Raw genomic sequence first — 17,029 nt, forward strand, 5'->3', positions numbered from 1 at the left:
TCTTTATTAGGCATTGTTTGTCTTTGATGGAAATGTATAGATAAGACGACACCTATACCAACCATTAAACTCCATAGTGAACTACCGCCGTAACTAATAAAAGGTAGTGGTATACCGGTAATAGGTAGTAATTGGATTGTCATACCTATATTTTGTAATATATGGAAAACAAGTAGTGATACATAGCCTATGATAAATATTTTGCTGAATGGAGATTCAACTTTCGTAGCAAGTCGAATTAAATGAAAAATCAAGGCTAAAAAGATGAGTAGTAAAACTACAGCGCCTAAAAATCCCATTTCTTCTCCAACTACTGAGAATATAAAATCTGTATGATTTTCAGGAATGTAAACCTCACCATGATTAAATCCTTTACCGAATAATTGACCAGACCCAATCGCTTTTAAAGATTCAGTTAAGTGATAACCGTCTCCAGCACTATATGAATATGGATCCAACCAAGAATTAATTCGTCCCATTTGATACATTTTCACACCTAGAAGGCTCTCAATTAACGTTGGTTTATAAATGATAGCTAATATAATAGTTCCTCCAAAAACAAAAGCGACTATAAATAATGGTGCTAAAATTCTCCATGTAATACCGCTAACTAACATTATACCGATAATAATAGCGCAAATCACAAGCGTTGTACCTAAGTCATTTTGTAATAAGATTAAAGCCATTGGAACTATTGAAATTCCTATGATTTTAAAGAACAAGACTAAATCAGTTTGAAAAGATTTATTAAAAGTAAAACGATTATGGTTAGAAACGCTCTTTGCTAATGCTAGAATTAAGATGACCTTCATAAATTCTGAGGGTTGAATACTTACTGGTCCAAATGAATACCAACTTTTAGCACCATTAATGATTGGTGTAATAGATGTTTCAGGTAATATGAGTAAACCGATAAGTAGTACACAAAAGATAAAATAAAGAATATATGTATTATTTCTAATCTTTTTAGGTGAAATAAGCATAATAACTAATGCGATAATGGCACCTAATATGTAATATATGATTTGGCGAATACTAAAGTTTGCACTATATTGTCCTCCACCCATAGCTGAACTAATCGTAGTAACACTTATAATGGCAAGTATGGTTAATAATGCTACAAGTATCCAGTCTATCTTACGTAGCCAATGTTTTGAAGGCTGTTGACGGGATGAATATTTCATGAGAAAACTCCTTAAATTCTTATAATCGAACGATTAATATTATATACAAATTTTACATGACTTTATATTAATTTGCTAGAAAATAACAGGCTGAATATAGAAAACTAAAAATTCTATCTAAAATTGTGTTTGAATTATGATTGGTAAATTAATCTAATATAAACCAAAAAAATTATTTAAACATAATTAGATTTAAGTTGATAAATGCAAAATCACTTTAGACTGTGATAATATTGTTTTTTAGAAAGCATAGTTTAAACTAAATAAAATTTATAAAATATTGATAGTTAACTAAAAAGAAAAAGTAAAAATGAATTGAAAGAGATATAGACATTTGTAAGAAGTTTAAATAACGTAATAGTTTAATACTTCTCATAAATGATTGAGTTATGATCTTTCTTAATGGAGGAACTACTTATGGTAAAAGAAAACATTTGTATCGTATATGGTGGTAAAAGTGCTGAACATGATGTTTCTAAATTGACTGCGCAAAATGTTCTTAATGCAATTGATAAAGAAAGATATTTAGTGGATATCATTTATATTACGAATGATGGCTTATGGAAGAAAAAAGAAAATATCACTGAGAAAATTAAAGAAATTGAATCCCTAAATATGACAGATATAGAAGCGGGCGAAATCACTATTTTGCTTAAAGAAAGTAGCAATGGTAAACCTTATGATGCAATATTCCCATTACTTCATGGCCCTAATGGTGAAGATGGTACAATTCAAGGGTTATTTGAAGTTCTTGATTTACCATATGTTGGAAACGGTGTACTAGCTGCATCAAGTTCAATGGATAAACTTGTCATGAAACAATTATTTGAACATAGAGGATTGCCTCAATTACCTTACATTAGTTTCTTAAGAAGTGAATATGAAAAATATGAGGGGAATATTATTAAACTCGTTAAAGATAAACTTACATATCCAGTATTCGTAAAACCTGCAAATCTTGGCTCAAGTGTAGGTATTAGTAAATGTAATAATGAGGATGAACTAAAATCAGGTATTGAGGAAGCTTTCCAATTTGACCGTAAACTCGTTATTGAGCAAGGTATTAATGCTCGCGAAGTTGAAGTAGCTGTATTGGGCAATGACTATCCTGAAACAACATGGCCAGGAGAAGTTATCAAAGATGTTGCATTCTATGATTACAAATCAAAATACAAAGACGGTAAAATCAGTTTACAAATTCCTGCAGAATTAGATGAAGAAGTGCAAATGACATTAAGAAACATGGCATTGGAAGCATTTAAAGCTACAGATTGTTCGGGATTAGTACGTGCGGATTTCTTTGTTACTGAAGACAATCAAATTTTTATTAATGAAACAAATGCAATGCCTGGATTTACAGCATTTAGTATGTATCCAAGTTTATGGGAGAATATGGGGTTATCTTATTCTGACCTAATCACAAAATTAATTGACCTAGCTAAAGAACGTCACGAGGATAAAAAGAAAAACAAATACACAATTGACTAAGAGAGGGATTCATAAATGATAGAAGTTACTTTACAGCAAATTCAGGAATGGATACCTTGTGATATTGATTCACAATATTTACGACAAACCATCAAAGGTGTGACGATCGATTCACGTGCAATCAAAACTAATATGTTATTTATACCATTTAAAGGTGAGAACGTAGATGGTCATTGCTTTGTTTCACAGGCGTTAAAAGATGGTGCTGGGGCTTCTTTCTATGAAAAGGGCCATGACATTGATGATAACGTGAAGGGACCTATTATATGGGTAGACGATACATTAATTGCGTTACAACAATTAGCTAAAGCATATCTTAAACATGTGAACCCTAAAGTAATAGGTGTTACTGGTTCAAACGGTAAAACAACTACAAAAGATATGATTGAGAGTGTATTACACACTGAATTTAAAGTAAAAAAAACGCAAGGTAATTACAATAATGAAATAGGCTTACCGTTAACTATTTTAGAGCTTGATTTAGATACAGAGATTTCAATATTAGAAATGGGTATGTCTGGATTCCATGAAATAGAATTACTTTCTAATATAGCAGAACCAGATATTGCTGTTATTACTAATATTGGTGAATCACATATGCAAGATTTAGGTTCTCGTGAAGGCATTGCTAAAGCTAAATCTGAAATAACAATTGGACTTAAAAAAGAAGGAACATTCATCTATGATGGTGATGAACCATTGCTTGAACCACATGTTAAAAAAATCAAACACGCTAAATGTTTAAGTGTAGGTTTGAAACAAGATAATGCTTTAGTATGCGAAGTAGAACATAGTGAAAATGATGGCATTGCTTTCTCTATTAACGGTAATGAACATTATAAATTACCTATTCTAGGAATCCATAATATGAAAAATGCAGCTATCGCTATTGCTATTGGTCATGAACTAGGACTTAAATATGAGACTATTCAACATAACATTAATCATGTTCAACTTACTGGTATGCGAATGGAACGCCATATTACTGATGATGATATTACTATCATAAATGATGCTTATAATGCCAGTCCTACAAGTATGAAAGCCGCAATTGATACTTTGAGTCAAATGGAAGGTAGAAAAATTATTGTACTTGCTGACTCACTTGAATTAGGGGAAAATAGTCGTTCAATGCACGAAGAGGTAGGCGCATATTTAGAAGGTAAAAACATCCATACATTATTAACATATGGCAAAGATGCAAAGTATATTAGTGATATTGGAGGACAATTTGTTGACCACGTTGAATATTTTATTGATAAACAACAATTAACTCAATATTTAATAAATAACTTAGTTGCTAACGACAAAGTTCTTGTAAAAGGTTCAAGAGGAAATAAACTTGAAGAAGTTGTAAATAAATTGATTTAATTATTTTCAAAATTACTATCAATCTAAGCAAGTCACTAATTAGGAATCTAAATCCTTTAGTGGCTTGTTTTTTTACTTTAAAAATTTAATTAACAAGTGAAAAATGTAAACGCTATTATATGAAAATAGGTTTGAAAACGAGTTCATCTATAAAATTGCTTTATTGCGATATGTAATTTTAGGTGGTACTATATAGAAGTTGACGTAATAAGAGGACCTTATATACACAAACGTATATTGATAAATAAGAAAGTTAAAAGGAGAATTATATTGCAAAATTTTAAAGAACTAGGGATTTCGGATAAAACAGTTGAGACCCTTGAAGCAATGGGCTTTAAGGAACCCACACCTATCCAAAAAGATAGTATCCCTTATACATTAGAAGGAAAAGACATCCTTGGACAAGCTCAAACTGGTACAGGTAAAACGGGAGCGTTCGGGATTCCTTTAATAGAAAAAGTTGTGGGTCAATCAGGTGTACAAGCGTTAATATTAGCACCTACAAGAGAATTGGCTATGCAAGTAGCTGAACAATTAAGAGAATTTAGCCGTGGTCAAAATGTACAAGTTGTAACGGTATTTGGTGGTATGCCAATCGATCGACAAATTAAAGCTTTAAAAAGAGGACCACAAATCGTTGTAGGTACACCAGGACGTGTCATTGACCACTTAAATAGACGTACATTAAAAACAAATGGTATTCATACATTGATTTTGGATGAAGCGGATGAAATGATGAACATGGGATTCATCGATGATATGAGATTCATTATGGATAAAATTCCAGCTGAACAAAGACAAACAATGTTATTCTCAGCAACAATGCCTAAAGCAATCCAAACTTTAGTACAACAATTCATGAAATCTCCTCAAATCGTTAAGACAATGAACAACGAAATGTCAGACCCTCAAATTGATGAATATTATACAATAGTGAAAGAGCTTGAAAAGTTCGATACATTTACTAATTTCTTAGATGTACACCAACCTGAATTAGCCATTGTCTTCGGTAGAACAAAACGTCGTGTGGATGAATTAACAAGTGCTTTATTATCTAAAGGATACAAAGCAGAAGGCTTACATGGTGATATCACACAAGCTAAACGTTTAGAAGTATTGAAGAAATTTAAAAATGATCAAATCGATATATTAGTTGCTACAGACGTTGCGGCACGTGGTTTAGATATTTCAGGTGTAAGTCATGTATATAACTTTGACATTCCTCAAGATACTGAAAGCTATACACATAGAATCGGACGTACAGGAAGAGCTGGTAAAGAAGGCATCGCTGTTACATTTGTAAATCCAATTGAAATGGATTACATCCGTCAAATTGAAGATTCAAATGGAAGACGCATGAACGCTTTAAGACCACCTCACCGAAAAGAAGTATTAAAAGCGCGTGAAGATGATATTAAAGATAAAGTGAAAAATTGGATGTCACGAGAAAGTGAAGCACGTTTGAAACGTATCTCAAGCGAGTTATTAGAAGAATATGATAGTACTGAATTAGTTGCATCATTACTACAAGAATTAGTAGAAGCAAATGATGAAGTGGAAGTACAATTAACATTTGAAAAACCATTAGCACGTAAAAATCGCCAAGGTAAAGGTAATGGATCACGTCGTGGTGGAAAACGTAATAACAAGTTCGATAATAAAAACAAACGTTCAAAAGGTAACTTTAATAAGAAAAAAGGTAAAAAACCTGACCGTCGTGAAAGACAAGACAAAGGTAGATCTACGATGAAAGGTCGAACATTCGCAGATTTACAAAAATAAAATAATTCAATATTGAATTTTATAATCAAACCATCTCATGCTTTTGAGGTGGTTTTAAATTTGATTAAATAGTAGAAGTAATTTAACAATTTCGCATATTCAGCAAGGTCAGTAAGCCTCACACTAAATATGATATAATAAAATAAAATTGCAAAGGAGTATATTATGAAGGTAGAAAGTTCATTTCATAAGAGTCCTAAAAATGCACTGAAATACCACTGGCTTAATAGTGGTATCTTATTTTTAATAGAACTGATTATCATTGTTGCACTATTTTCAATGTGGCGATATTTTAATTGGTACCACCTTATTGTCTACATACTTATCTTCTTAGTCTTCATTTCGGTTATTCGTTTACTATTACAGCCCATTATTAATTATAAATATCGTTTTTATAGGGTTAATGATAGAAATGTCGAAGTTAAAAAGACTTTTATCTTTAAAAAACACCAAATAACTAAAATTGAACGGCTACAATTTTTAGAAATTAAAAGTAATCCTATTTTAAAGCTATTAAATTTAAATATTTTAATTTTTGTAACAGCGGGACATGAACTAAAATTACCAATTGTCTCAGAAGAAGAAATGAATCAATTATCAGAAGATATTTTTATAGCATTGCGAGGTGCTGATTCAGATGTTTAATCCACAAAAATTGCATCCAATTTCATACATAACAGGGATAATAGACGTAATTAAACAAAATATTTTTACATTTATCATATTAGTTGGTTTTAATATATGGAATTTTGATTTTACAGAAATTCGTCATTATATTGGCCCATCAATCTTTTTATTTATCTTTATTTTGACGTTTATACATCGATTTTTAGAAATTAAAGTTACAAGATATTGGATTGAAAACGATCAATTTATTGTTACATCTGGTTGGTTAAATAAAAAAAGAAAAGAACTAAATCTAAGTAGAATTCAGTCATTAGATACAACACAAGGTTTGATTAACCAAATCGTGGGTGGTGTTAGTTTACAAATTAAAACGCCAAGTGATGGTATTGAATTGGCAACAATAACGAAGAAACAGAGTGAGTTCATTGAACAAACCATACGTATGAGACAAAAAGAATTAAATAATGATATTCAAGAATATTCAATCAATGATGAAGCGGATGAAAATGAACTAAAAACTGAGCAATACAATGCGTCGACAAGTGTAACAGAAAGTAATTCAGAACATGTGTTCAATATGTCCTTAACTTCACTAATTCTAATGGCTATGACGAGTGGGGCAATAGGTGTGGCCTTTGCTGCCGTTTCGCCAATAGTAGGTGCATTTCAAGATATTATCCCTTGGGATAAATGGACGTCTAATCTATGGCATTGGGTAAATTCTGTACTTATTATTGTGTTGTTTGTTGTTGTATCGATTTTAATCATTAGTTATGTTTTAGGAACTATAATTACGATTATTCGTTATTATAACTACAAAGTTGTACAACAGGGGAATCATCTTAAAATTAGTTATGGTCTTTTTAATGTGAAAAATCTAACAGTTCCAACTGATCGACTACAAGCAGTGTTAGAGAAACAATCTTTCTTAAGAAAAATATTTGGATATACCTCTATACACTTTATAATCACGAGTGATATGGACATAGAGTCTAAAGATGATGCAAGTGACAATGGTAAAATTATGATATTACCATTTATAAGACAAAAAGAAGCGTATGAAATTATTGGAAAGCTTGTACCAGAAATGAAGTTTAATAAGGTCGAAAACATTATGCCGTGGAATGGATTTCATCGTCACTTTTTTATACCAAGTATTATCGTTTTAATTTTAGCTAGTATTGGAACTTATTTTTGGAGTGCATGGAGCTTTTTTATCGCTTTGATGATAATTATTGTGATGATGTCTCATGCATATATCTACGTTAAAAATGCTGGCTTAGTGATAGAGAATGATGAAATTACTTTGAAACGCGTAAGCACTTTTGGTTTTCAAACATATTACTTCAAAACGGATAAAATTATAGGTATGGAAACGAGCCAACATCCTTTTCTCGAAAGAAGTCATTTAGCAAATTTATATTTCCTTATTGCTAAGGGATCAATATTTGAGTTTATGGAATTAAAGTTCATAAAAGAAGATACATCGCAACGCTACGTTGATGCGTATTTAAGAGGTGAGTACGATGTCTAATTATAATTACATGAATAAAAACGGCCTTAAAGTGATGAGGATTGCTTCAATGATTACTAGCATTATTTTTACAATTATAGTGATAATAGCAAGCATTTTATGTGATTTATACATTGAGGAAATGAGTCGCGCATTACTTGTAAGTCTTGCGATAGTACTAATCATTTTATGTTGTGTTGTTTTTATAGTTATAACACCATTTTTAAAATATAAAAACTTTCGTTATAGTCATTCAAATGATGAAATTTATATAAGAAGAGGCATTATTTTTATCAATACTAAAATTATTCCATTTTATAGAATTCAAAATATCGATATTAAAGAAGGTTTTTTAATGAGAAAATATGAGTTAGCATCATTGCATTTGTCGACTGCAGGTGGTGTTTCTCAAATAGACTTGATTGCAAAGACAGACGCAATTAATCTTAAACAAATGATACAAAATAAGAAAAAAATTCAGCAAAATGATATTAGTGAAATGAATAAGAAAATAGATCATTCAAATTTACCTAGTGAGTGAGGGATTAGCATGATACATGGAATAGGTATTGATTTAATAGAAATTGATAGAATTAAAAAAGCTTTTGAGAAACAAAAAGACAAGTTAGTAAAGAGAATTTTAACACAAGAAGAGGAACAACAATTTCATTCATTTAAAAGTGAAAAGAGAAAACTTGAATTTTTATCTGGTCGTTTCGCAACCAAAGAAGCTTTCAGTAAAGCATTAGGTACAGGCTTAGGAAAAACAGTGGCATTCAAAGACATTAATTGTTACAACGATATAAAAGGTAAACCATGTATAGATTACAATGGTTTTATCGTACATGTTTCAATAACTCATACAGAACATTATGCGATGAGTCAGGTTTTGTTAGAAAAGAGAGATTAACAGTATTATAATAAAAATAATTTCTACCTCGTATTTTGAACGAGTTAAATCAATAATAAACAAGATTTTTTTACTAAATAAGAGGAGGATTACGTATGTCAGATAAATTCTATAGATCAACTTATTTAAACGTAGATTTATCAGCGATTTTAAATAACTATAATACTGTTAGAACGTTGCATAGCGATAAAACAGTTATACCAGTAGTAAAAGCTAATAGTTATGGGCTAGGTAGCGTTAAAATCGCACAACATTTAATGAAAAACGGTGCTGACTTTTTTGCAGTAGCAACTCTTGATGAAGCTATTGAACTACGTATGCATGGAATCAATGCTCAAATACTTATCTTAGGCGTCATTCCTCTTGAAGATATAAATAAAGCTATTCAACACAGAGTTGCTTTGACTGTACCATCATTACAATGGCTACAACATGCAATAGAATTAATTAGTGATGATAATGAAAAGAATTTATGGCTACATGTGAAACTCGACACAGGTATGGGCAGACTTGGAATTAAATCACTGGAAGAATATAAAGAAGTCATTGACTTAATTCAAAGTCATCCTCATTTGGTATTCGAAGGTGTATATACGCACTTTGCTAATGCTGATGAACCTGGCGACTCAATGGATCATCAATATGAACAATTTGAAACCTTAGTAACTCAAGCTGAAAAACCTAAATTCATACATTCTCAAAATTCAGCTGGTTCCTTATTGAGAAACTTTGAATTATGTAACGCAGTTAGACTTGGTATTTCACTTTATGGTTATTATCCGTCAGCGTATGTAAAAGAAAAAGTTGAAACTGAATTACAACCAAGTGCGCAATTATTAACACAAGTTGTCCAAACTAAATATTTAAAAGTTGGCGAATCGGTAAGTTATGGCAGTACATTTACAGCAACTGAAGATATAAAAATCGCAATTTTGCCAATTGGATATGCAGATGGTTACTTACGCTCAATGCAAGGGGCATTTGTTAATGTCAAAGGCCATCAATGTGAAGTCATAGGTCGAGTATGTATGGATCAAATGATAATTAAAGTGCCAGATGATGTAAAAGAGGGAGACTCTGTGACACTTCTAGATAATGCTTATGATTCACCTCAATCAGCTGAAACTCTAGCTCAAAAACAAGACACGATTAGCTATGAAGTTTTATGTAATTTAGGTAGACGTTTACCTAGAATCTATCAAGTTGATGACGAGATGCATGTAACTAATGAATTATTAAAATAGTATAGTCACTTGAAATAAAATTTGTTATTATAAAATTAATTAAAGTTTATAATGTCTTATTTGGTATCAACTGGAGGTTCATATTATGCTTACTTTCAATCAAAATAGAAGTCACAGTCTTGAACAATCTTTAAAAGAAGGCTATGCACAAATGGCCGAATTAAATCTCTCCCTAGCGACAGAAGCTTTTCCTCTAGAATGCGAAGCTTGTGATTGCAACGAAACGTACCTTATTTCTAATTATAAAAGTGAATGATTAGAAGAGGCGATGTATATTTAGCTGATTTGTCACCAGTACAGGGCTCAGAACAAGGGGGAGTCAGACCTGTAGTTATCATTCAAAACGATACTGGTAACAAATATAGTCCTACCGTAATCGTTGCTGCGATTACGGGAAGGATTAATAAAGCGAAAATACCCACACATGTTGAAATCGAGAAAAAGAAATACAGACTTGATAAAGATTCAGTTATTCTACTCGAGCAAATTAGAACATTAGATAAAAAACGACTAAAAGAAAAATTAACATATCTATCTGATGAGAAAATGCAAGAAGTGGATGAAGCGTTAGACATTAGTCTAGGATTGCATGATGAAGTTAAAACGCAAAACACATAACTTAATTCATGTATAATTCAAAAGTATTTCATTTTAACTATTAAAGACAATATTTTAAATTCAGTTATTCGAATTTTCGTAATTTAATTTCTATGCACTTAATACATATTATTCTTATTTGAAGGTAAGTACTAGATTAATTAATAGTCTTTAGTTGTTGACTTTAGGTAATACCTAAAGTCTTTTTTAAATATAAAGCATATTATTTAATATTATGGTTTTAACAATAATGAATTTTATTAATAAATATCAAATGCATATAAATAAGTTCTAAGTAATAGATATATTGAAGCAAGGAGGCAGATTTTTGGAAGAATTTAAGCAGCATTATAAGCAACTTATTGATGAAAGTTTAGTTACGCAAAATAAACAACAATTTCTAAAAAAGTGTAATGATTTTACAGATGAAGTAATTAAAAAAGATATTCTACCTGAAGATATTGTGAATATACACAAATCATATGTAACCTCCTTAAATTTAGATAAAGAACAAATTTTTGATACATTAGATGTGTTACAAGAGGTTGTAAAAGGGTTTGGATATAGTTATCGAGACTACCAAAAGTTAGTTGATAAAATGCAATTCCACGATAAAGAAATTGATTTAGCTTCTAGGCTTCAACAGACAATGTTAAAAACAGATATCCCTCAATTTGATAGTATACAGATTGGTGTGATTTCTGTTGCTGCTCAAAAAGTGAGTGGCGACTATTTTAATTTAATTGATCATAGGGATGGAACGATGAGTTTCGCTATTGCTGATGTTATAGGTAAGGGAATTCCAGCTGCATTAGCTATGAGTATGATTAAATTCGGAATGGACTCCTATGGGCATTCCCAATTACCTAGTGATGGATTGAAACGTCTTAACCGTGTTGTGGAGAAAAACGTAAATCAAAACATGTTTGTGACCATGTTTTACGGATTATATGAAGAAATGAACCATCTACTTTATTGTAGTTCTGCAGGTCATGAACCTGGATATATATATAGAGCGGAAACTGAAACATTTGAAGAAATTGAAGTTAGAGGAAGAGTCTTAGGTGTAAGTCAGCACACTCGTTATAGTCAACAAGAAATTCCCATTCATTTAGATGATTTAGTTATCATATTTACTGATGGTGTTACAGAAGCAAGATACACAGATGGCGAATTCATAGCTAAAAACACATTGTTGAACCTCATACGTAAGTATAAGCATATGCATCCACAAGATATAGTACAAATATTATATGAAGCTATATTAAAAATACAAAACCCTAACAAACGTGACGATATGACTATTATGATTATAAAACGTGTAAATTAAATATTAAATTTTTAGATTATATAAATCTAACTATGGGTATACTTACTAAAGTATACATATTATTAGTAACAAAAGACTAAACTAGGAGTGTAAGAACTATGAACCTTAACATTGAGACGGTAACACATGATGAATATTATGAAGTCATTGTGGCTGGGGAATTAGATGTTTATACAGTACCTGAATTAGAAGAAGTTTTGATGCCAATGCGTCAAGAAGGTACTCATGATATTCACGTAAATGTGACAAACGTTAGTTATATGGATTCTACAGGATTAGGTTTATTTGTAGGAACATTAAAAGCTTTGAATCAAAATGATAAAGAATTATATATTTTAGGTGTATCAGATAGAATCGGAAGATTATTTGATATTACTGGCCTTAAGGACTTAATGCATGTCAATGAAGGAACGGAGGTAGAGTAACTTGCCTATTAAAAATGATTATATCGAGATGAAATTGCCTGCCTCTGCTGAGTATGTGAGTTTAATTCGTTTAACTCTATCAGGTGTCTTCTCAAGAGCAGGCGCATCTTACGACGATATAGAAGATTCTAAAATTGCAGTAAGTGAAGCCGTTACTAACGCAGTTAAGCATGCTTATAAAAATGATGAAACAAATGGTATGATTAATTTATGTTTTGAGTTATTTGATGATAAAATAAAAATAGTTATCTCAGATCAAGGTGAAAGTTTTGATTATGAAACGACTAAGTCACAGCTAGGACCATACGATGAGAATGAAAATATCGATTTCTTACGTGAAGGCGGACTTGGTCTTTTCTTAATTGAATCCTTGATGGATGAAGTGAAAGTCTTTAAAGAATCTGGTGTAACAATCAGCATGATTAAGTATATAAAAAAAGAGCAGGTGCCAAATAATGACGAAAGAGTCGAAATCAGTTAATGATGTATCACCTGAGCAAATTAACCAATGGATTAAAGAACATCAAGATAACGCTAATACAGAAGCTCAAGATAGATTAGTTAATCATTATCGAAAATTAATTGAATCTTTAGCTTATAAGTATTCTAAAGGACAATCACATCATGAAGATTTAGTTCAAGTTGGTATGGTTGGTTTAATAGGTGCTATTAACAGATTTGATTTGTCTTTTGATCGCAAATTTGAAGCATTCTTAGTACCGACCGTTATTGGTGAGATTAAGAGATATTTAAGGGATAAAACTTGGAGTGTTCATGTTCCTAGAAGAATAAAAGAAATAGGCCCACGTATCAAAAAAGTAAGCGATGAACTAACAAATGAGTTGGAAAGATCTCCATCAATTGCAGAAATTGCTGACCGTTTAGAAGTTTCAGAAGAAGAAGTGTTAGAAGCTATGGAAATGGGACAAAGCTATAATGCGCTTAGTGTTGATCATTCAATTGAGGCAGATAAAGATGGTTCAACAGTAACTCTACTAGATATCATGGGGCAAAAAGATGACAATTATGACTTAACTGAAAAACGTATGATTCTTGAACGTATTTTGCCTATTCTCTCAGATAGAGAAAGAGAAATTATTCAATGCACGTTCATAGAAGGATTAAGCCAGAAAGAAACTGGGGAACGTATTGGATTAAGTCAAATGCATGTATCACGCTTACAAAGAACTGCAATTAAGAAATTGCAACAAGCTGCTAAACAATAAAATATTACATTTAGAGTCTAGAACATTAATCATATAAAACTATAGTGGACAGTCGCAATTGTTGCATGTATTGATAAGAAGTTCAACTAGTAGTTTTTCAGGTCTAGTCATCTTTGTGGGGGTGGGACAATGAATTCACTATGAATTCTATCCGACTCCTTTTTTTCTTTTGAATTAAAAAAGCAATGCTTAAAATTAAATATTGTATACTTAGAGAAATAAGAATTTTTGAAAAGTGTGGTTATATAAATGGATAAAATGTTAATGAATGAAATAGTGTCTAAATATCAATTTTCTGAAAAACAAGTAAAATCCGTATTAGAATTGCTAGAAGAAAATAATACTGTTCCTTTTATAGCAAGATATCGTAAAGAAGCAACGGGTGGTTTGGATGAAGTTCAAATCAAACAAATTTCTGACGAATATCAATATGTTGCAAATTTACAGAAAAGAAAAGATGAAGTTATACATAATATTGAACAACAGGGATTATTAACAAATGAACTAAAAGAAGCTATTCTTAAACAAACCAAATTGCAACGTGTCGAGGATCTTTATAGACCTTTTAAACAAAAAAAGAAAACAAGAGCAACTGAAGCTAAGCGAAAAGGACTTGAAAGTTTAGCCCAATGGATTAGTGATGGTCAACAGGGTGAATTGAGCAAAAAAGCTGAGGCGTATATTAATGATGAAGTAGCTACTGTTGACGAGGCAATTCAAGGAGCGTTAGATATCATTGCTGAACACGTTTCAGATAATCCTAAGTATCGTAGTCGTATATTGAAAGATATTTATAGGCAAGGAAATATTGTAACGGCTAAGAAGAAAAAAGCGGATGATGAAAAAGAAACATTTGCAATGTACTATGACTATGTGGAACCTATTAAGAACGTTGCTAATCATAGAGTGCTAGCTATGAATCGTGGTGAAAAAGAAAAAGTACTTTCAGTCAAGGTAGAATTTGATACTCAACAAATAGCAAGTGCTATTGAAAAAAATGAGGTTAAAAGTAATAATCCACATGGAGATTATATTAAATTAGCAATTGAGGACAGTTTAAAAAGGTTGATAATGCCTTCAATTGAAAGAGAAATACGCGCTGATTTAACTGAGAAAGCCGAACAACATGCTATTGAGGTCTTTAGTGAAAATTTAAAACACTTATTGTTGCAACCGCCTATGAAAGGCAAGCAAATATTAGGGGTTGACCCAGCATTTAGAACAGGATGTAAACTAGCAGTCATTAATCCTTATGGGACTTTTATTGATAAAAGTGTAATTTATCCGCATCCACCTAAATCTAAAGTAGAAGCATCTGAAAAAGAAATTGTCCGAATGATTAAAGAAAATAATATAGAGCTTATTGCTATTGGTAATGGTACAGCCAGTCGTGAAACTGAACAATTTGTTGCTGATGTTATCAAAAAATATAATTTAGATATTAAATTTATTATTGTCAATGAAGCGGGGGCCTCAGTGTATTCTGCTTCTGAAATTGCTAGATCTGAGTTTCCTAATTTTCAAGTTGAAGAACGAAGTGCTGTTTCAATAGGAAGACGAGTTCAAGACCCATTAAGTGAATTAGTTAAAATAGATCCTAAATCTATTGGTGTGGGTCAATATCAACATGATGTAAATCAGAAAGAACTTGAAAGTGCATTAACATTTGTTGTTGAAACAGCCGTAAACCAAGTTGGTGTAGATGTAAATACAGCATCAAAATCTCTATTACAGTATGTTTCTGGTCTATCTAGCGCAATAGCTCAAAACATTATTGATTACCGTGAAGAAAATGGAGCAATCAAGCACAATAAAGAAATAAGTAAAGTGAAACGATTAGGTGCCAAAACATTTGAACAAAGTATAGGATTTTTGCGTATTGTAGATGGCTCTGAACCACTTGATAATACGTCAATTCACCCTGAGAGTTATGATGTGACATATGAATTATTGACTGTTTTAAATTTTGATATCAATGATTTAGGAACTGACAAGTTAAAAACTGAATTATCCAACATAAACACAAATCAAATAGCTGAACAATTAAATGTTGGAGTACCAACTTTAGAGGATATTATAAAATCTCTAATGGCACCTAATCGAGATCCGCGTGATGAGTTTGAAACGCCTATCCTTAAATCTGATGTACTATCTATTGAAGATTTAAAAGAAGGTATGAAATTAAGTGGAACAGTAAGAAATGTTGTTGATTTCGGAGCATTTGTAGATATAGGTGTGAAACAAGACGGATTAGTGCACGTATCTAAATTATCAAAAAAATTCGTCAAAAATCCTATGGATGTAGTTAGTGTTGGAGATATAGTAGAAGTTTGGATTCTTGATATCGATAAAAATAAAGGAAAAGTTTCTCTAACAATGATTGATCCACATGAATAATAATGAACTTCAAAATATGGTTGAAAGCATTTCAAATCGATATTTTAATGAACCTTTTCGTCATAATGCTTTGTTTAATAATAAGCTACGTACTACAGGTGGACGTTATATGTTAGATTCACATAACATTGAAATTAATCCTAAACAATATCAGTATTATGGTAAAAATGCATTAATCGATATAATTAAACATGAGTTATGTCACTATCATCTGCATTTAGGTGGAAAAGGTTATAAGCATAAAGATTCAGAATTTAAAATATTGAGTAAGCAAGTTGGTGCTCCGAGATTTTGTGCACCAATTCAATCATATGAAGCGCGTGCTAATTATTTATATAAATGCCAATCATGTGGTTACAAGTATTTAAGGATAAGGAAAGTAGATGTTCGGAAGATGAGGTGCGGTATTTGTAATGGAAAGTTATCACTAATAGAACATTTAACTTAGCTACTAAGTAACTAAAATTGAAATTCAGGTCTACTTTTACAAAAATTGTAGATCTGAATATTTTTGTTTATTAAATGTTGACATTAATTATAAAAACATGTATAGTTATTATCGTTGCTTTAATAAAAGAGTTAAACATTAATTGTTTGTAAAACATCTTTAAAAATATGTTAAAAAGTTATTGACATTTCATTACAAAACATTTACAATTGTTTATGTTCTCGATAGTTAATAGTAACTATTGCGTTTTGCCAGCGGTCGTGGCGGAATGGCAGACGCGCTAGGTTGAGGGCCTAGTGGGAGAAATCCCGTGGAGGTTCAAGTCCTCTCGGCCGCACCAAATAAACTTTTAATTTAATATGCGGGTGTAGTTTAATGGCAAAACCTCAGCCTTCCAAGCTGATGTTGTGGGTTCGATTCCCATCACCCGCTCCATTATTAATGAACATTGAAAACTGAATGACAATATGTCAACGTTAATTCCAAG

At 31.4% G+C, this 17,029-nt stretch carries 17 protein-coding genes and 2 tRNA genes; 18 read left to right on the forward strand and 1 reads right to left on the reverse strand.

The features are described from left to right. Positions 1–1,184 (reverse strand): FtsW/RodA/SpoVE family cell cycle protein (locus NR218_RS11230; protein ID WP_265883417.1); only part of this gene is annotated, 1,184 nt, incomplete at its 3' end. A 417-nt stretch (positions 1,185–1,601) separates the two neighbouring features. Between NR218_RS11230 and NR218_RS11235 the strand changes: the two genes are divergently transcribed. The 18 genes from NR218_RS11235 (at position 1,602) to NR218_RS11320 (ending at position 16,977) form a co-directional block, all read left to right on the forward strand. Further along, on the forward strand, positions 1,602–2,672 hold the full coding sequence (locus tag NR218_RS11235) for a D-alanine--D-alanine ligase (RefSeq protein WP_048668181.1): 1,071 nt from the start codon (positions 1,602–1,604) through the stop codon (positions 2,670–2,672). A 15-nt stretch (positions 2,673–2,687) separates the two neighbouring features. Next, positions 2,688–4,043, forward strand: coding sequence for a UDP-N-acetylmuramoyl-tripeptide--D-alanyl-D-alanine ligase (locus NR218_RS11240; RefSeq protein ID WP_011275264.1), 1,356 nt, complete (start codon positions 2,688–2,690; stop codon positions 4,041–4,043). 270 nt (positions 4,044–4,313) lie between these two features. Continuing rightward, the gene (gene cshA / locus NR218_RS11245) at positions 4,314–5,825 is read left to right on the forward strand and encodes a degradosome RNA helicase CshA (RefSeq protein ID WP_016931362.1); all 1,512 of its coding nucleotides are present in this window, start codon (positions 4,314–4,316) and stop codon (positions 5,823–5,825) included. Positions 5,826–5,990: 165 nt separating this feature from the next. Beyond that, positions 5,991–6,470, forward strand: coding sequence for a PH domain-containing protein (locus NR218_RS11250; protein ID WP_011275266.1), 480 nt, complete (start codon positions 5,991–5,993; stop codon positions 6,468–6,470). After that, positions 6,463–7,986 carry a PH domain-containing protein gene (locus tag NR218_RS11255; protein WP_265848547.1) on the forward strand — a complete coding sequence of 508 codons (1,524 nt, stop codon included), beginning with the start codon at positions 6,463–6,465 and terminating at the stop codon, positions 7,984–7,986. The genes NR218_RS11250 and NR218_RS11255 overlap by 8 nt, the downstream gene beginning before the upstream one ends. Continuing rightward, the gene (locus NR218_RS11260) at positions 7,979–8,506 is read left to right on the forward strand and encodes a PH domain-containing protein (protein ID WP_016931364.1); all 528 of its coding nucleotides are present in this window, start codon (positions 7,979–7,981) and stop codon (positions 8,504–8,506) included. Before NR218_RS11255 ends, NR218_RS11260 begins: the two co-directional genes overlap by 8 nt. Positions 8,507–8,515: 9 nt before the next feature. Then, on the forward strand, positions 8,516–8,875 hold the full coding sequence (acpS, locus tag NR218_RS11265) for a holo-ACP synthase (protein WP_011275269.1): 360 nt from the start codon (positions 8,516–8,518) through the stop codon (positions 8,873–8,875). A gap of 95 nt (positions 8,876–8,970) precedes the next feature. After that, positions 8,971–10,119, forward strand: a complete 1,149-nt coding sequence (gene alr, locus NR218_RS11270) for an alanine racemase (protein ID WP_016931365.1) — start codon at positions 8,971–8,973, stop codon at positions 10,117–10,119. Positions 10,120–10,204: 85 nt separating this feature from the next. Beyond that, the gene (mazE, locus tag NR218_RS11275; RefSeq protein ID WP_011275271.1) at positions 10,205–10,375 is read left to right on the forward strand and encodes a type II toxin-antitoxin system antitoxin MazE; all 171 of its coding nucleotides are present in this window, start codon (positions 10,205–10,207) and stop codon (positions 10,373–10,375) included. Beyond that, on the forward strand, positions 10,372–10,737 hold the full coding sequence (locus tag NR218_RS11280; protein ID WP_011275272.1) for a type II toxin-antitoxin system PemK/MazF family toxin: 366 nt from the start codon (positions 10,372–10,374) through the stop codon (positions 10,735–10,737). Before mazE ends, NR218_RS11280 begins: the two co-directional genes overlap by 4 nt. 307 nt (positions 10,738–11,044) lie before the next feature. Then, positions 11,045–12,046 carry a SpoIIE family protein phosphatase gene (locus tag NR218_RS11285; RefSeq protein WP_011275273.1) on the forward strand — a complete coding sequence of 334 codons (1,002 nt, stop codon included), beginning with the start codon at positions 11,045–11,047 and terminating at the stop codon, positions 12,044–12,046. 98 nt (positions 12,047–12,144) lie between these two features. Continuing rightward, positions 12,145–12,471 (forward strand): anti-sigma factor antagonist, encoded by a 327-nt coding sequence (locus NR218_RS11290; protein ID WP_011275274.1) that lies wholly within the window; start codon positions 12,145–12,147, stop codon positions 12,469–12,471. Between the two features lie 28 nt (positions 12,472–12,499). Continuing rightward, the gene (rsbW, locus tag NR218_RS11295) at positions 12,500–12,952 is read left to right on the forward strand and encodes an anti-sigma B factor RsbW (protein WP_046309853.1); all 453 of its coding nucleotides are present in this window, start codon (positions 12,500–12,502) and stop codon (positions 12,950–12,952) included. Further along, positions 12,927–13,697 (forward strand): RNA polymerase sigma factor SigB, encoded by a 771-nt coding sequence (gene sigB, locus NR218_RS11300; protein ID WP_011275276.1) that lies wholly within the window; start codon positions 12,927–12,929, stop codon positions 13,695–13,697. Before rsbW ends, sigB begins: the two co-directional genes overlap by 26 nt. 249 nt (positions 13,698–13,946) lie before the next feature. Then, the gene (locus NR218_RS11305; protein ID WP_016931366.1) at positions 13,947–16,094 is read left to right on the forward strand and encodes a Tex family protein; all 2,148 of its coding nucleotides are present in this window, start codon (positions 13,947–13,949) and stop codon (positions 16,092–16,094) included. Continuing rightward, the gene (locus NR218_RS11310) at positions 16,087–16,542 is read left to right on the forward strand and encodes a SprT family protein (protein ID WP_016931367.1); all 456 of its coding nucleotides are present in this window, start codon (positions 16,087–16,089) and stop codon (positions 16,540–16,542) included. Before NR218_RS11305 ends, NR218_RS11310 begins: the two co-directional genes overlap by 8 nt. A gap of 254 nt (positions 16,543–16,796) precedes the next feature. Continuing rightward, positions 16,797–16,882, forward strand: a tRNA-Leu gene (locus NR218_RS11315). A 21-nt stretch (positions 16,883–16,903) separates the two neighbouring features. Further along, a tRNA-Gly gene (locus NR218_RS11320) sits at positions 16,904–16,977 on the forward strand. The last annotated feature ends 52 nt before the right edge of the window (positions 16,978–17,029 follow it).

Source organism: Staphylococcus sp. SUC_1.2 (assembly GCF_026222585.1).

What these genes read in the sequence shown, in the direction of transcription:
- NR218_RS11235 (WP_048668181.1), top strand. Translation starts at nt 1,602, where the DNA reads ATGGTAAAAGAAAACATTTGTATCGTATATGGTGGTAAAAGTGCTGAA.
- NR218_RS11310 (WP_016931367.1), top strand. Translation starts at nt 16,087, where the DNA reads ATGAATAATAATGAACTTCAAAATATGGTTGAAAGCATTTCAAATCGA.
- NR218_RS11305 (WP_016931366.1), top strand. Translation starts at nt 13,947, where the DNA reads ATGGATAAAATGTTAATGAATGAAATAGTGTCTAAATATCAATTTTCT.
- sigB (WP_011275276.1), top strand. Translation starts at nt 12,927, where the DNA reads ATGACGAAAGAGTCGAAATCAGTTAATGATGTATCACCTGAGCAAATT.
- NR218_RS11250 (WP_011275266.1), top strand. Translation starts at nt 5,991, where the DNA reads ATGAAGGTAGAAAGTTCATTTCATAAGAGTCCTAAAAATGCACTGAAA.
- NR218_RS11280 (WP_011275272.1), top strand. Translation starts at nt 10,372, where the DNA reads ATGATTAGAAGAGGCGATGTATATTTAGCTGATTTGTCACCAGTACAG.
- NR218_RS11255 (WP_265848547.1), top strand. Translation starts at nt 6,463, where the DNA reads ATGTTTAATCCACAAAAATTGCATCCAATTTCATACATAACAGGGATA.
- NR218_RS11260 (WP_016931364.1), top strand. Translation starts at nt 7,979, where the DNA reads ATGTCTAATTATAATTACATGAATAAAAACGGCCTTAAAGTGATGAGG.
- NR218_RS11240 (WP_011275264.1), top strand. Translation starts at nt 2,688, where the DNA reads ATGATAGAAGTTACTTTACAGCAAATTCAGGAATGGATACCTTGTGAT.
- mazE (WP_011275271.1), top strand. Translation starts at nt 10,205, where the DNA reads ATGCTTACTTTCAATCAAAATAGAAGTCACAGTCTTGAACAATCTTTA.
- alr (WP_016931365.1), top strand. Translation starts at nt 8,971, where the DNA reads ATGTCAGATAAATTCTATAGATCAACTTATTTAAACGTAGATTTATCA.
- rsbW (WP_046309853.1), top strand. Translation starts at nt 12,500, where the DNA reads ATGAAATTGCCTGCCTCTGCTGAGTATGTGAGTTTAATTCGTTTAACT.
- acpS (WP_011275269.1), top strand. Translation starts at nt 8,516, where the DNA reads ATGATACATGGAATAGGTATTGATTTAATAGAAATTGATAGAATTAAA.
- NR218_RS11290 (WP_011275274.1), top strand. Translation starts at nt 12,145, where the DNA reads ATGAACCTTAACATTGAGACGGTAACACATGATGAATATTATGAAGTC.